At 66.5% G+C, this 14,738-nt stretch carries 13 protein-coding genes and 1 pseudogene; all 14 read right to left on the bottom strand.

Annotated elements, in window-relative coordinates; all coding sequences use genetic code 11:
• Nucleotides 1-26: 26 nt before the first annotated feature.
• Nucleotides 27-458 carry a QcrA and Rieske domain-containing protein gene (locus ADBZ6K_RS10655; protein WP_526346281.1) on the bottom strand — a complete coding sequence of 144 codons (432 nt, stop codon included), beginning with the start codon at nt 456-458 and terminating at the stop codon, nt 27-29.
• A 180-nt stretch (nt 459-638) separates the two neighbouring features.
• The gene (gene lpqB / locus ADBZ6K_RS10650) at nt 639-2,405 is read right to left on the bottom strand and encodes an MtrAB system accessory lipoprotein LpqB (RefSeq protein ID WP_526346279.1); all 1,767 of its coding nucleotides are present in this window, start codon (nt 2,403-2,405) and stop codon (nt 639-641) included.
• A complete protein-coding gene (mtrB, locus tag ADBZ6K_RS10645; RefSeq protein ID WP_526346351.1) occupies nt 2,402-4,060 on the bottom strand; it encodes an MtrAB system histidine kinase MtrB in 1,659 nt (552 codons plus the stop codon). The genes lpqB and mtrB overlap by 4 nt, the downstream gene beginning before the upstream one ends.
• A gap of 142 nt (nt 4,061-4,202) precedes the next feature.
• Nucleotides 4,203-4,889, bottom strand: coding sequence for a two-component system response regulator MtrA (gene mtrA / locus ADBZ6K_RS10640; protein ID WP_069415918.1), 687 nt, complete (start codon nt 4,887-4,889; stop codon nt 4,203-4,205).
• Nucleotides 4,890-4,960: 71 nt separating this feature from the next.
• Nucleotides 4,961-5,593, bottom strand: a complete 633-nt coding sequence (locus ADBZ6K_RS10635) for a dTMP kinase (protein ID WP_526346276.1) — start codon at nt 5,591-5,593, stop codon at nt 4,961-4,963.
• Between the two features lie 23 nt (nt 5,594-5,616).
• On the bottom strand, nt 5,617-6,846 hold the full coding sequence (locus ADBZ6K_RS10630) for a M23 family metallopeptidase (protein WP_526346274.1): 1,230 nt from the start codon (nt 6,844-6,846) through the stop codon (nt 5,617-5,619).
• 77 nt (nt 6,847-6,923) lie between these two features.
• A complete protein-coding gene (gene ahcY / locus ADBZ6K_RS10625) occupies nt 6,924-8,396 on the bottom strand; it encodes an adenosylhomocysteinase (protein ID WP_526346272.1) in 1,473 nt (490 codons plus the stop codon).
• Between the two features lie 138 nt (nt 8,397-8,534).
• Nucleotides 8,535-9,077, bottom strand: a complete 543-nt coding sequence (locus ADBZ6K_RS10620; protein WP_526346349.1) for a TetR/AcrR family transcriptional regulator — start codon at nt 9,075-9,077, stop codon at nt 8,535-8,537.
• A 137-nt stretch (nt 9,078-9,214) separates the two neighbouring features.
• The gene (locus tag ADBZ6K_RS10615) at nt 9,215-9,403 is read right to left on the bottom strand and encodes a rubredoxin (RefSeq protein WP_526346270.1); all 189 of its coding nucleotides are present in this window, start codon (nt 9,401-9,403) and stop codon (nt 9,215-9,217) included.
• Nucleotides 9,400-9,573 (bottom strand): rubredoxin, encoded by a 174-nt coding sequence (locus ADBZ6K_RS10610; protein ID WP_526346268.1) that lies wholly within the window; start codon nt 9,571-9,573, stop codon nt 9,400-9,402. Before ADBZ6K_RS10610 ends, ADBZ6K_RS10615 begins: the two co-directional genes overlap by 4 nt.
• The gene (locus ADBZ6K_RS10605) at nt 9,573-10,772 is read right to left on the bottom strand and encodes an alkane 1-monooxygenase (RefSeq protein WP_526346266.1); all 1,200 of its coding nucleotides are present in this window, start codon (nt 10,770-10,772) and stop codon (nt 9,573-9,575) included. The genes ADBZ6K_RS10610 and ADBZ6K_RS10605 overlap by 1 nt, the downstream gene beginning before the upstream one ends.
• 170 nt (nt 10,773-10,942) lie before the next feature.
• A pseudogene (locus ADBZ6K_RS10600) lies at nt 10,943-11,798 on the bottom strand (endonuclease domain-containing protein); the annotation flags it as partial.
• Between the two features lie 116 nt (nt 11,799-11,914).
• A complete protein-coding gene (locus tag ADBZ6K_RS10595; protein WP_526346264.1) occupies nt 11,915-13,384 on the bottom strand; it encodes an amino acid permease in 1,470 nt (489 codons plus the stop codon).
• Between the two features lie 125 nt (nt 13,385-13,509).
• Nucleotides 13,510-14,736, bottom strand: a complete 1,227-nt coding sequence (manA, locus tag ADBZ6K_RS10590; protein WP_526346262.1) for a mannose-6-phosphate isomerase, class I — start codon at nt 14,734-14,736, stop codon at nt 13,510-13,512.
• Between the last annotated feature and the right edge of the window lie 2 nt (nt 14,737-14,738).

Raw genomic sequence — 14,738 nt, 5'->3', positions numbered from 1 at the left:
GCACGAGTGATCGCCCGGTCGCCGAATCAGGACGCGACGATGGAATCACCGTCGACGGTGATGTTGACGGCGGCAAGCGGGCGCTCGGCCGGCCCGTTGGCGACGGTGCCATCCAGGTTGAACTTGCTGCCATGGCACGGACAGTCGATCGTTCCGTCGACGATCGCGTTGACCGTGCACCCCTTGTGCGTGCACTTCGCCGACAGTCCTTTGAACTCACCGGCCGTCGGCTGCGTCACGACGATGTCGCCGACGATCACGCCCGAACCCACCGGGACGTCGGCGGTGCTGGCGATCGCTTCGGGACCCGCGCCCGCCGCGGGCGATGACTCACCGGTGCCGGTCGCCGCCGGCGTGCTGTCACCGCTTCCGCAGGCCGCCAGCGCGGTGGCAGCAACGGCCGCGCCGGCGCCGACGATGAACTGCTGGCGTGGGATGCGAAACTCCTCGAGATCCATCGTGAACCTTTCGTGTTGGGCTGTGCACGCCATCATCTCCGCTCGTCCGAGGAGGTGCGGACGGTTTACTCCCTGTCCACGTTGGACACCAACGGATGGTTCATGCCACCAGCCCGGCATCTCCCATGGCACCGCTGCACGGGGCGTCCGCGGGAGACGCGGGGACGGGACTGAGCGGACTCAGCCGGGCAGCACTGGGATCACCCCGCCGATCATCAAGGGACGAACCTCGGCCCAGGCCGCGTTCCCCTCCGCCGCGGCGCCGGAGAGCTGAAGCACGCCGCGCTGGTCGGCGACGTACACCGTCGACGGATTGGCGGCCACCGTCGTCACCGGCAACAACAAATTGCGGCTCGGGCCATCGGAATTCACACCGTCGAGGTTGACGTAGGACACCGGGTGCTGCGGATCGGTGCGGCTGACCACCATGTCGTCACCGGTCCGCCAACACAGCGACACCACCGAATTGCCCAGCCCGTAGCCGAGCCTGCGCGGGTAGGTGAGCACGTACTGCCCGTCCTGCGTCAGCTTGACTCCGGCCAGGATGACCTGACCTTCGACGATCAGCGCAGCCCGGGTGCCGTCACGGGACAGCTGCAGCTCGGTGATGGTGCCAGGAAATCTCGTCGAAATCGCGGTCGTGTCAACGGGAATCCGTGCCGATTGACCGGACGCGGCCTCCTGGATGACTCGCACGACATTGTTGCCGTCGACAACCACCCAGATGGCCTCGTCGAGTGACCAGCTGGGTCGGGTCAGGGTTCGGCCCTCGAGGGCCTGAGCGGCGATGCCGTCGAGTGGACCCACCCACAGGCTCGACGCCATGTCCGGCGCGCCCGGTCGCAGCGTCACGACCGATGCCCCGTCCATACCGGTCCGGGACACCGCCGCCGCCGTCTGATTCGGCATCTCCCCGAACGAACCCGGCACCCGGGGGGCCTGCTGGCCGTCCAGCGACACCATCGAACCACCCACGAGGGCGTGCAGTCCCGCCGCCGCGCCGGCGTCAGCGCCGGGGTCGGTGGCCGCGACATCGGAAGTCTCCCAGCCGTCGACGAATCGGTCGTCCAGCGCCGCACCGTCGGCGTTGATTACATACGGGCCGTTGATCCCCGCCCGGGATAGGGTCCAGATGAGCTGCGCGGCAAGCAGTTGCCTGCTATGCGGATCGGTCGTCGACAGGCTCTCCAGATCGATTCTCGCGCCGCCGTATCCCTTGCCGACGCCCGCCTTGCCACCGTCGGCCCTGGTCACCGGACCCCGAAGCCGCAACGGTGGCCCCAACAGGTTGCGCACCGTATCGGTCATCTCCGGGCGGGGGCCCGCCGTGAGTTTGGATACCAGCTCGGTGGCCAGCTGATCGGGGTCGGACACGGCGACGTAGCGAGGGTCGGGCACCACGGTGGTCCCGGTCGGGTCGACGAAGTACAGCGTGTTGCGCTTGTAGGTCTGCTGAAACTGTTGCCAGTCAAGGAAAACGCCGTTGGGCAGCCGGTCGATCCGCCAGCCGCCCGACGTCCGCACCAACTCGATGGATCCCGGGTCGGGCAGCGCACCTTCCGCGGTCTCGAAAACCCCCATGTCGGAAAGCGATCCGAGGATGTCGGCGCGCATCGTCACCGACACCCGATCGATGCGACGCGTCTCGACGAACACCACACGGTCGATGAGCAATGCGCTACCGGCGTCGTCCCACGCCTGCGACGCCGACTCGGTGAGGAACTGCCGCGCGGCCAGGTGCCGGTTCGCGGGATCGGCGGTTGCCTTGAGGAACTCGCGCAGCAGCACGTCGGGGTCCATGTCCGGCGTCGGTGTGGGCAGGCGAGGCGGCGCGGGGCGGTCGACTGTGCCGATGGCCTGGGGCGCAGAGGAACTGGGCACACCCGCACAGCCCGCGACGGCGATCGTGAACAGCAGCACCCACACCACCGCAAGTGCGCGCTTCACACATTCTCCCCGGCGGGCTCACGGGCAGGAACCGCCCGCCGCGGCGGGCGGTCCGGCCGGATGGGTTTGAGCGGCAGCGGGCTGGTGGTCACCTTGTGGCCGCGCACGAGAGGAAGGGTGAGCCGGAAACAGGCGCCTTTGCCGGGTTCGCCCCACGCCTCCAGCCGGCCCTGATGCAGCCTGGCGTCCTCGATGCTGATCGCCAAGCCAAGCCCCGTGCCGCCGGATCGTCGCACCCGCGACGGGTCAGAGCGCCAGAATCTGCTGAAGACCAGCTTCTCCTCCCCCGGCCGCAGGCCAACTCCGTAGTCGCGCACCGTGACCGCGACGGTGTCCTCGTCCGCGGCCATGCGTATCCGCACCGGCCTGTGCTCGGCATGGTCGATCGCATTCGCGATGAGGTTGCGCAGAATGCGTTCGACCCGCCGCGGATCGACCTCCGCGATCACGCCCTCGGCGGGGAGGTCGACGATCAACTCGATACCGGCGTCGTCGGCCAGGTGGCCCACGTTGTTCAGCGCACTGCGAACGGTGCTGCGCAGATCCACCGATTCGACGGAGAGCTCCGCGACACCGGCGTCGTGGCGCGAGATCTCCAGCAGATCGTTGAGCAGGGTCTCGAACCGGTCGAGTTCGTTGACCATCAACTCGGTCGAACGGCGCAGTGCGGGATCCAGGTCATCGCTGTGGTCATAGATCAGATCTGCGGCCATCCGCACCGTTGTCAGCGGGGTGCGCAGCTCGTGGCTCACGTCAGAAGTGAAGCGGCGCTGCAAGTTACCGAACTCTTCGAGCTGCGTGATCTGACGGTGCAGACTTTCGGCCATGTCGTTGAAGGACACCGCCAGCCGGGCCATGTCGTCCTCACCGCGCACCGGCATCCGTTCGGTGAGATGGCCCTCGGCGAACCGCTCGGCGATCCGCGACGCCGATCGCACCGGCAGCACGATCTGACGGGCCACGAGCAACGCGATGGCCGCCAGCAGAACGAGCAACACCGCGGCGCCGGTGGCCATCGTGCCGCGCACCAACGCGATCGTGCTCTCTTCGTTGTTCAGCGGAAAGATCAGGTAGAGCTCGAGATTGGTGACAGGTGAGGAGGTCGGGCTGCCGACGATCAGCGCCGGGCCGGAGAACCCGTCGGTATGCACTGTCGCGTACTGATAGCTGACCTGACCCGCCTTGACGAACTCGCGCAACGCGTCGGGCACCTGCTGCACCGGCCCCGCGGCGGTCGCGGCGCGGGGTCCGTCCCCCGGAACCACCAGTACCGCGTCGAACGCGCCTGCAAGGCCGGCGCCGGCGTCGGCCTTGCGGTCGACGAGGGTGTTACGCGCCAGCTGCAGGCTGCTGTCGAGCGAGCGGGTCTCCTCACCGCCGACAATGCCGCTGACGGTGTTGCGGGCGCGTTCGATCTCTTCGGTCGCGGCGTTGACCTTGACTTCGAGGATGCGGTCGGTGATCTGGCTGGTGAGGACGAAACCGAGGACGAGGATGACAGCAAGCGACAACCCCAGGGTGAGCGCGACCACCCTCAACTGGAGGGAACGGCGCCAGGCCAGACCCATGGCCCGACTCAGCGCCCCCAGTCCGCGCAGCAACGGGCCGGAACGCCCCCAACGGCCCCGGCTGCGTCGCCTCGATCCCCAGATCACGGCCACTGCCGAGGGTTCGGGATTTCGGCCACCGCGGGCGGTGAAATCACGGCCACCGCGGGCGGTGAAATCACGGCCACCGCGGGCGGTGAAATCACGGCCACCGCGGGCGGTGAAATCACGGCCACCGCGGGCGGTGAAATCACGGAGGTCCGGCCTTGTATCCCACTCCTCGAACGGTCAGCACCACCTGCGGATTCTCCGGATCCTTCTCAACCTTGGCGCGCAGGCGCTGGACATGCACGTTCACCAAACGGGTGTCGGCGGGGTGACGGTATCCCCACACCTGTTCGAGCAGCACATCACGAGTAAACACCTGGCGTGGTTTACGTGCCAACGCCACCAGCAGGTCGAACTCCAGCGGGGTCAGCGAAATCTGCTCACCCTGCCGCGTCACCTTGTGCGCGGGGACGTCGATGTCGACATCGCCGATCGACAGCAACTCGGCGGGCTCGTCCTCATTGCGGCGCAGCCGCGCGCGCACCCGCGCGACGAGTTCCTTGGGTTTGAACGGCTTCATCACGTAGTCGTCGGCGCCGGACTCCAAGCCGAGGACGACATCTACCGTGTCGGTCTTGGCGGTCAGCATCACGATCGGCACACCCGAATCGGCGCGCAGCACGCGGCACACGTCGATGCCGTTCATGCCGGGCAGCATCAGATCCAGCAACACCAGATCGGGGCGAAGTTCGCGCACCGCCGTGAGTGCCTGGGTGCCGTCGCCGATGACCGCCGTGTCGAAACCCTCACCGCGCAGGACGATGGTGAGCATCTCGGCCAGAGATGGGTCGTCGTCAACGACCAGAATCCTTTGCCTCATGGTGTCCATGGTGTCACCAGATCGCGACAAAACTCAGATACCACACGGGGCGTTTTGCTCTTTGGGACTCAGCTCCGCCGTCAGGACGCTGTCAGGGTTTGCGCGAGCGCGTCGGGATCGACATCCGGCCCGGCGACGAACCAGCGTCCGCACCACTCCGCGGAGGCCAGCGCGCTGTAGACCTCACCCGTACGTCTCTGCAGTCCGTCGTCACGCTCGTAGGCGTCCTTGGCGCGGTCGGCCTCGTTCGCCGCGCGGTGGGTGGCGCGTTCGGCGGCGAGCTCGGTGGGCACGTCGAGCAGCACCTGCCAATCGGGGGCAGGCAGCCGCAGGCGTCCGTACTCCAGCTCGCGCACCCATTCCACGGCCTCACCGTCGGCGCTCTGGTGCAGCCGCGCGGCGCTGTAGGCGGCGTTGGAGGCGACGTAGCGGTCGAGAATCACCACGTCATAGGCGGCCAGCAGGTGGCTGATCTCCTCGCGCGCGCCGGACCTGTCCAGGGCGAACAGCACCGCCATCGCGTACACGGACGAGGACAGGTCCCCGTGTGCGCCGTGCAGCGCCTCGGCGGCCAGATCAGCGGTGACGGAGTGCTGGTAGCGGGGAAACGACAGAGCGCCCACCGACCGGTGCGCTCCCTCCAGCGCCGCGCGCAGCCCGTTGGTCAGCGTCCGCTTGCCCGCGCCGTCGACGCCCTCGATCGCGATGAGCACGCGGCGAGCCTACCGGGCGGCCATCAGGGCGCGAACGTCACGACGTTCTGATCGAGAACCAGCTGGTCGCTATGCTCGCTGGTGGGCACATCCGGCACGGTCACCAGCGGGATACCGGTGCCCTCGGAGGCGTCGAAGGCCGCGGTGCTGGCCACCTGCGCGGTGATCGTGAACCGGTCGTACAGGTAGGGCAGGCCCTGCGCGGCCAGCGGCGACGGTCCGTCCATCACATGCAGATGCAGATGCGGCGCAACCGAATTGCCCGTGTTGCCGACCAAACCGATCACGTCGCCACGCGTGACGGTTTCGCCGACGGCGGGGCGCACACTGCCTGGCTGCATGTGCGCGTAGTTGACGAAGAAGCCGTCCCCGATATCGAGCACGACGAAGTTACCGTCCGCCTCGTCGATCGGAATGTTCGCCGGGTACGTCCCCGGCGTCTGCTCGGGAAGGTCGTTGCGCGCCCCGACCACGGTGCCGTCGGCGACCGCGTATACCTGCTCACCGAAGATCGCATAGCTCGCGGGATCCTTCGGGTCTCCGGCGAAGATGCGGTTCTGCTCGTCGGCCTGCTCGAAATCGATCGCGTAACGCTGCGCCAGGAAGGTCTGGCCGTTGACCGGAAGAACGGCGCGGGTGTGCCGAACCGCATCGCAGCAGCCGTCAGCGGCGATGTAGCGGTCTCCGGCCAGCGGTGCCGACACCACGGGCAGCCTCCGCCGGTCGACGGCCGTTGCGCCAAGCGTCTCGGTTACGCGGTCCTGCCCCGGCGGCATCGCGGCGCTATGCAGCTCCGCCCGATGAAGCAACCGGCCGGGCACGGCGTCACCGTCGTCCAACACCAGGTGGATGAACACCGTCCCCGATTGTCCCGCCAGGAGTTCGCCGGTGCCGTCGCGTCGGCCGGCGGGGGTGAGACGCTGCCTGAGTGCGGCCCCGTCAAGCCGCCCGACGGGTTGCCCGGTCGCGGCGTCCAGCACCGCCAGATCGTTGACGGTCAGCGGCCCGTCGGTGAAGTTGGTGACGAAGAGCTCGTACACCAGATGGGTCTTTCCATCCGAGCCGGCGAACGGGATGGGAGCAAAGGGGACCGACCCGATCAGCGGGGTGAGCGCGTCGGGTGCCGGCGCCGCCGTGACAGTGCCTGCCGGCGACGGCGCCGCATCCGAAGTGGAACTGGCCGTTGGCTGAGAACCACACGCGCTGACAATTACGAGCAATGCCGGAATGACGAAGCACCGGCGAACTGTCACGATGGTTTCCGTTCGTCGCTGCCGGACACGTGTCATTGCGAAAGTGGCCCGGGGGCGGCGCGCTCAGGCCGCCCTTCTCAGTAGCGGTAGTGCTCGGGCTTGTACGGACCCTCGACGTCGACGTTGATGTACTCCGCCTGATCCTTGGTGAGCTTGGTCAGCGTTCCGCCCAGCGCCTCGACGTGGATGCGCGCGACCTTCTCGTCGAGGTGCTTGGCGAGCCGGTACACCGCGTTGTCGTACTCGTCGTTCTTGGTCCACAGCTCGATCTGCGCGATCACCTGGTTGGAGAAGCTGTTGCTCATCACGAACGACGGGTGGCCCGTCGCGTTGCCCAGGTTCAGTAGCCGGCCTTCCGACAGCACCACGATCGACTTACCGTCACCGAAGATCCATTGGTCGACCTGAGGCTTGATGTTCAGCCTCGTCGCACCCGAACGCTCGAGTGCGGCCATGTCGATCTCGTTGTCGAAATGGCCGATGTTGCCGAGGATCGACTGATCCTTCATCGAGCGCATGTGCTCGATGGTGATGATGTCCTTGTTGCCGGTCGCGGTGATGACGATGTCGGCCTCGCCGATGCCCTGCTCGACGGTGACGACATCGAAGCCGTCCATCAGCGCCTGCAGCGCGTTGATCGGGTCGATCTCGGTGACGGCCACGCGCGCGCCCTGACCGGCCAGCGACTCCGCGCAGCCCTTGCCCACGTCGCCGTAGCCGCAGATCAGCACCTTCTTACCGCCGATCAGCACGTCGGTGCCGCGGTTGATGCCGTCGATCAGCGAATGCCGGGTGCCGTACTTGTTGTCGAACTTGGACTTGGTCACCGAGTCGTTGACGTTGATGGCCGGGAACGGCAGCTCACCGGCCGCCTCGAACTGGTATAGCCGCAGCACGCCCGTCGTCGTCTCCTCGGTGACGCCCTTGACGGACTCCGCGATCTTGGTCCACTTGGTCTTGTCCTTATCGAACCCCTCGCGGACCAGTGCCAGAAAGACCTTCCACTCGGCCGGGTCGTCGTCCTCCGCGGGCGGCACCACGCCGGCCTTCTCGTACTGCGCGCCGCGCAACACCAGCATGGTGGCGTCGCCGCCGTCGTCGAGAATCATATTCGCCGGGGCAGGCCCGGCTTCGTTATCGGGCCAGGTCAGCATCTGCTCGGCAGCCCACCAGTACTCCTCGAGCGTCTCGCCCTTCCACGCGAACACCGGGGTGCCCTTGGGCTCCTCGGGGGTCCCATGCGGCCCGACAACCACTGCTGCCGCCGCGTGGTCCTGGGTGGAGAAGATGTTGCAGCTCGCCCATCGAACTTCGGCACCGAGGGCGACCAAGGTCTCGATCAGCACCGCAGTCTGCACGGTCATGTGCAGCGAGCCCGAGATGCGTGCCCCCTTCAACGGCGCCACGTCGGCGTACTCACGCCGCAGCGACATCAGACCCGGCATCTCGTGCTCGGCGAGCCGAATCTCCTTGCGCCCGAAATCTGCGAGAGACAGGTCGGCGACCTTGTAGTCGATGCCATTGCGGACGTCGGCGGTCAGAACAGTCATGTGAATTAGAGCCCCTTTTTCGTCAATGCATGTGAACCGCACAGATGTGCGCAACGACGACATCCGTGCCGAAACACGTAGCCTGCGGGCTCGCGGGACAGGCGCCTATGTGCATTAACAGCGGCGGCGCACTGACAGCTACGGGTTGTCTATGACACCGTAGCGCTCCGCGAACGGTGTCATCAATCGGGCCAGATCTCGGGCCACGTCATGGTCGGCTTCAGGGGGCATCGAGACGTAGCTCATGCACAGGCGCACGACGGCCCGAGCCAGGATGCCTGCGTCCTCGTCGCTGGCCCTGACCCAGCTGTGCTGGAAGGTCGCCGTCAACCGCTCCGAGCAACGGGTGATGATCGGCCCGCTGTCGGTGGTGATGATCTGCAGCAGATCCGGCTTCGTGCCACCTGTGAGCAGCGAGATCACCAGGGGGTCGGCCGCCGACTCGGTGAAGAACGCCCGGAATCCCTGCAGGAAGGCCGCATAGACGTCACCCACGTTCGCGTCGATCGCATGGTCGACGGCGTCGACGAGGCGGTCCGCCAGCCGCAGCGCGTAGCCCTCAGCCAGGCCCTGCCGGGACCCGAATTCGTTGTAGATCGTCTGTCTGCTGATGCCGGCCGTCTTCGCGACGTCGGACAGCGTGATCGACGACCAGTCCCGGGCCGTCAGCAATTCGCGCATCCCGTCGAGGATGGAATCGCGCAGCAGCACCCTCGACGCCTCGGCGTAAGGGATGCGCTTGTCGCTGGGACGGCTCACACGCGCGACCCTATCCCTTTCCGGTGCCGTTCTCACCGCGCCACCGACCTGCGCCGCGGTCACGGACGGGCGACCTCCACCATCTCGAAATCCGACTTGGCCGCGCCGCAGTCCGGACAGCTCCAGTCGTCGGGGATGTCGTCCCATCGGGTGCCCGGCGCAATGCCGTCCTCGGGCCAGCCCTTGGCCTCGTCGTACTCGAATCCGCATTGCACACATACGAACAGCTTGTAGTCGGTCGCGCTCATTGCTTCACTCCCATCGGTTCGAAATCGACCTTCTCGCGAACGCCGCAGTCCGGGCAACACCATCCGTCGGGGACCACCTCCCACGGCGTGCCGGCCGGAAATCCCTCCCGCGGCGCCCCATTGGCCTCGTCATAGACGTAATCGCATACTGGGCAACGGTATTCGGCCATCAGACTGTCACCCCGTACTTCGCAAGCACCTTGGCCCGTACCCGCGGGTGCAGGTTCACTCGGGTGATGTCCCCGTCGTAGTGGTCAAGCACGCGGTGATCCATGACGCGCCGCCACAGGGGCGGGACGTAGGTCAGCGCGATCATCGAGGCATACCCGCTTGGCAGATTGGGTGCACCGTCCATGCTGCGCAGCGTCTGGTAGCGGCGGGTCGGGTTGGCGTGGTGATCGCTGTGCCGCTGCAGGTGGTAGAGGAACAGGTTCGTCACGATGTGGTCGGAGTTCCAACTGTGTTCCGGCGTGCAGCGCTCGTAGCGCCCGCTCGCGGTCCGCTGCCGCAGCAGTCCGTAGTGCTCCAGGTAGTTCACCGTCTCGAGCAGCGTGAACCCGAATACCGCCGAGATCACGATGTACGGGATGAGGGCCGGTCCGAAGACAGCGATCAGTACGCCGTAGAACACCACCGACATCGCCCACGCATTGAGCACATCGTTGCTCCAATGCCAGGGACTCGTACCGACGCGACGCAGCCGCTGCGCCTCGAGTGCCCACGACGACTTGGCGCTGCCAACAACACTGCGCGGCAGGAACTCCCAGAACGTCTCTCCGAAGCGTGCGGAGGCAGGATCCTCGGGCGTTGCGACCCGCACGTGATGGCCGCGGTTGTGCTCGATGTAGAAGTGGCCGTAGAGGGTCTGGGCCAGCGTGATCTTGGACAGCCAGCGCTCGAGCGAGTCCTTCTTGTGGCCGAGTTCATGCGCGGTGTTGATCCCGATCCCGCCCAGTACGCCCACCGACAGCGCCAGGCCGATCTTGGCGGGCCAGCCCAGAGCGCCGTCGAAGCGCAGCCAGCCAAGGTCCGAGGCGGTGAACAGGTAGGCGCCCATGATCACGCTGGCGTACTGGAACGGGATGTAGGCGTAGGTGCAGTACCGGTAGTACGTGTCGTTCTCCAGGCGCTCCATCACCTCGTCGGGCGGGTTCTGTCCGTCGGGGCCGAACCGCAGGTCGAGGGCGGGCAGCAGCACGTAGAGCAGAATCGGCCCGATCCAGAACGGCACCTGCGCCGCGACGTGCCAGCCGAGCCGGTTGAATGCCCACACCACCGGCAGCATGACGAACAGCGCCGTTGGTGCGATCAGACCCATCAGCCAGAGATAGCGCTTCTTGTCGCGCCATTGCCCGACGGCGGCTTCCATACCCACACCTCCATGTGATGGCCCTCACGTCAATGACTTGACTATAGCTCGCTATTTGTCGCCTGCATAGACATATATCCATGCTTTGTAAACCCACCTCCCGCGCTGAGCGTGTACCTATGACACGCGTCGGGCGGTCCGCGTGTGATAACTCGACACTCGCCGAGCCAAGGGCAGTCAGCCGCCCGCAGTGCCTCAACGACCCTGTGCACGATCAGCCACGGCCGGTTGCGCAGCAGCGCCGAACTCACCCGGACGATGGACCACCCGTCGGCACCCAGCGCGATATGCCTCTCGATGTCGTATGCCCGCTGCCGAAGGGTCCGTCCAGTGCTGTTCGCCGTCATACTCGACGCCCACCTTGACGTCCTCGTAACCCATGTCGATACGGGCATACGCATAACCCGTCTCGTCGCGGACGGCGATCTGGGTGCATGGCCGTCGCAGCCCGGTTTTGAGCAGAGTCAATCGTGTTCGGGTCTCCTGCGGCGATTCCGCGCCGCCGTCCATGATGGCCAGCGTGCGGCGAAGTTGTACCAGGCCACGCTCACCCGGGTGGCGGATGACCAATGGCTCGACGTCCGCGGCGGTCAGCCCAGTGGCGTTGGCGAGCGCATCGAGCCGCACGGCGGCGATCGTCGGACCCGCCCTCCTGCCGAGGTCGAACGCGGTGCGCGCCGCGGTGGTAACCGACATGCCCAGGATCGTGCACACCTCGTCGGGTTCGGGAACGCGGCGGTGGATGACGAGGCCCGAACAACCCGCGTCGGGCCGCATCAACTCAGGCATTCCGCGGTCCAGCCATTTGTCTCCGTGCAGTGCCGCCGCCGATATACCCGCGAGGACCGCCTCGCGACCTGCGAACAGCCACGCCGCCTCGGCGAGGGTGACCGGCGTCAGCATCGCGTCCGCGTCGATGTACACGTTCCGGAAGATCCGCCGGTGCCGCGAGATCAGCGTGCGGCGGGTGACAAGCCCCGCAGAGAGTGCCTCGGTGCCCAGGAACGGTCGAGCGGTAGTAGCCATGGGCGCAGCGAATCGGTCAACTCCGACAACGCCGCGCCGAACGTGGACATTTCGCACGCGAATCGGCCTCCCGCGTGCGAAATGTCCACAGTCACGGATTCATTCACAGGCGACGCTCAGCGCGGGAGGAGGCCCCGTTCCCGCTGACCCAGCACCGAGTGACGGCGGCCGTAGAACACGTAGACGAGCACCCCGATACCCATCCAGACGAGGAACCGGATCCACGTGAGCCCGGTCAGGTTGAGCATCAGCCACAGGCAGGCCAGTATCGACGCGGTCGGCAGCACCGGAACCCAGGGTGCACGGAAGCCGCGCGGCAGGTCCGGCCGGGTCCGGCGTAACACGATGACCCCGGCCGAGACCAGGACGAACGCGAACAGGGTCCCGATGTTGACCATCTCTTCGAGCTTTCCGATCGGGAACACCGAGGCCGCGATGGCAACCAGCACCCCGACGAGGACGGTGATGCGCACCGGGGTGCCATGCGAACCGGTCTTGGCGAGCTGGCGCGGCATCAAGCCGTCGCGCGACATCGCGAAAAGGACCCGCGTCTGCCCGAGCACCAGCACGATCACCACCGTCGTCAGGCCGGCCAGTGCCCCGATCGAGATGACCTTCGCGGCCCAGTCGATGCCGTTGACGGCGAACGCACTGGCGAGGTTGGGATGGCCCTCCTCGCGCAACGTCGTGTAGGACACCATGCCGGACAGCACAACCGCGACCGCGATGTAGAGCACGGTGACGATTCCCAGCGACGCCAGGATGCCGCGGGGCACATCGCGCTGAGGGTTCTTGGTCTCCTCCGCGGTGGTCGCCACGATGTCGAAGCCGATGAAGGCGAAGAACACGATCGACGCGCCGGCCAGCACGCCGTACCAGCCGTAGTGGCTGCCTTCGGCGCCGGTCAGCAACGAGAACAGGGACTGCTCGGTGCCCGAGCCTCCCTTGCCCGCCTCACCGGGCGGGATGAACGGCGAGTAGTTTGCCGGGTTGATGTAGAAGGCACCCACAACCACGACCAGTAGCACCACCGCGACCTTGATCACCGTGATCACCAGGCTCACCCCGGCCGACAGCTTCGTCCCCATCGCCAGGAGCATCGTGACGGCCGCGATGATCAGCAGCGCTCCCCAGTCCACCGAAACTCCACCCAGATCGGCTATGCCACCGCTGAATCCGAACACGGTGCCCAAGTAGCTCGACCAGCCCTTGGCCACGACGGCCGCTGCGACGGCGAATTCGAGGATCAGATCCCAGCCGATGATCCACGCGATGAATTCACCGAAGGTCGCGTAGGAGAATGTGTACGCGCTACCCGCGACCGGCAGTGTCGATGCGAACTCGGCATAACACAGCGCCGCGAGTCCGCACGCAACGGCCGCGATCAAAAACGAGATCGATATGGCTGGACCGGTGAGATTGGCTGCCGTCGATGCCGTGATCGTGAAGATGCCTGCGCCGATGACCACCGAGACACCGAAAACCGTGAGATCCCACCAGGTCAGGTCCTTGCGTAGCCGGGTCGACGGTTCGTCGGTGTCGGCGATGGACTGCTCGACCGATTTGGTGCGCCACCTACCTGACATGGGAGATCCCTTCTCCAGGCTGATCTCCGAAATCTACCGACTACCGTGCCGGCCACGGGCCAGAGTTATGAACACGCAACCGTCATCGCCGAATTGTGCCGCTCGATCGGGCCGTCAAGCGACTGCTAGATCCCGATCGTGACGCGGAAGATGCGGGAGGGGCCGTGCGCGACGAGCCGGATCGGTCCCTCGTCGGCCGCGACCCAGGCGGCAGCGCCACGGACGAGCGTGACGCTGCTGGCCTTCGCGTGCACCACGGTCGTGCCCTCGGTGCACAGCAACACCTGAGGTCCGTCATGGCGCGACGGAGCATCGACCTCGTGGCCGAGCATCCCACCGTCGATGCACAGCACCGACACCGCGAACTCCGGTGCGGGTGTCTGGTAGATGAGTTCCATTCCTTCCCTGGCGATTTGGGCTCTCAGGGCGGACTCTGGCGTCGGCGTGAAATCGAGCACGCGCAGCAGCTCGGGCACATCGACGTGTTTGGGCGTCAGACCGCCGCGCAACACGTTGTCCGAGTTCGCCATCACCTCAACACCCACGCCGTGCAGATAGGCGTGCAGATTTCCGGCGGGCAGATAGATGGCTTCGCCGGGCTGGAGGGTAATCCTGTTCAGCAACAGCGACGCGAGCACACCGGCGTCGCCCGGATAGCGTTCGCCCAGTTCCAGCACCGTCTTGGTGTGCGCCGCAAACTCGGTGGCCCCGGAGCGGATATAGGCGATCGCACCCTCGAGGACCGCGGGCACGAGCACGTCGAGGTCCGGCTGCGGCGCGGTGATCCAGGTGGTGAAAAGAGCGCGCAGGCCGTCGGCGTCCGACTGACCCGACAATAGGTTGATGTAGGGGTCGAGGTCGGACACGGCCAGCGCGCGCATCAGCTCGACGGTCTGCACTGCGGGCCGGAATCCGGCAAGGGCGTCGAACTGATCGAGCGCCACCAGCAGTTCGGGTTTATGGCTGCGGTCGCGGTAGTTGCGCGTCGGTGCCGATACCGGGATGCGCGATCGATCCTCGCGGGCGTAGCCCTCGACGGCCTGCTCGGCACTCGGGTGGGCCTGCAGTGACAGCGGCTCGTCAGCGGCCAGCACCTTCACCAGGAACGGCAGCGTGTCACCGAAACGGGCTACGGCCGCCGCGCCCAGCTGCCCCTCGGGATCGCCGCGCAGCGACTCGAGCAGGGACTGCTCACCTTGCTCGGTCTGCAGCCAGGCCGGGTCTCCGGGGTGAGCGCCGAACCACAGTTCGGCCTCGGGATGCGCTGTGGGACTTTGCCTTCCGGTGAACTCAGCGATTGCAGTCCGCGAACCCCACGCATAGGTTCGCACCGCTCCGCGTAGCAGGTGCACTC

It is taken from the genome of Mycobacterium sp. (assembly GCF_044223235.1).
GTDB lineage: Bacteria > Actinomycetota > Actinomycetes > Mycobacteriales > Mycobacteriaceae > Mycobacterium.
Note: the sequence above shows the minus strand (reverse complement) of the source record. Positions and strands in the feature narration are given on the sequence as shown.

Excerpts from the sequence above, each read along its gene's own strand:
- ADBZ6K_RS10655 (WP_526346281.1), bottom strand. The coding sequence starts at position 458 with ATGGATCTCGAGGAGTTTCGCATCCCACGCCAGCAGTTCATCGTCGGC.
- mtrA (WP_069415918.1), bottom strand. The coding sequence starts at position 4,889 with ATGGACACCATGAGGCAAAGGATTCTGGTCGTTGACGACGACCCATCT.
- ahcY (WP_526346272.1), bottom strand. The coding sequence starts at position 8,396 with ATGACTGTTCTGACCGCCGACGTCCGCAATGGCATCGACTACAAGGTC.
- ADBZ6K_RS10620 (WP_526346349.1), bottom strand. The coding sequence starts at position 9,077 with ATGCGCGAATTGCTGACGGCCCGGGACTGGTCGTCGATCACGCTGTCC.
- ADBZ6K_RS10615 (WP_526346270.1), bottom strand. The coding sequence starts at position 9,403 with ATGAGCGCGACCGACTACAAGCTGTTCGTATGTGTGCAATGCGGATTC.
- ADBZ6K_RS10610 (WP_526346268.1), bottom strand. The coding sequence starts at position 9,573 with ATGGCCGAATACCGTTGCCCAGTATGCGATTACGTCTATGACGAGGCC.
- ADBZ6K_RS10605 (WP_526346266.1), bottom strand. The coding sequence starts at position 10,772 with ATGGAAGCCGCCGTCGGGCAATGGCGCGACAAGAAGCGCTATCTCTGG.
- ADBZ6K_RS10595 (WP_526346264.1), bottom strand. The coding sequence starts at position 13,384 with ATGTCAGGTAGGTGGCGCACCAAATCGGTCGAGCAGTCCATCGCCGAC.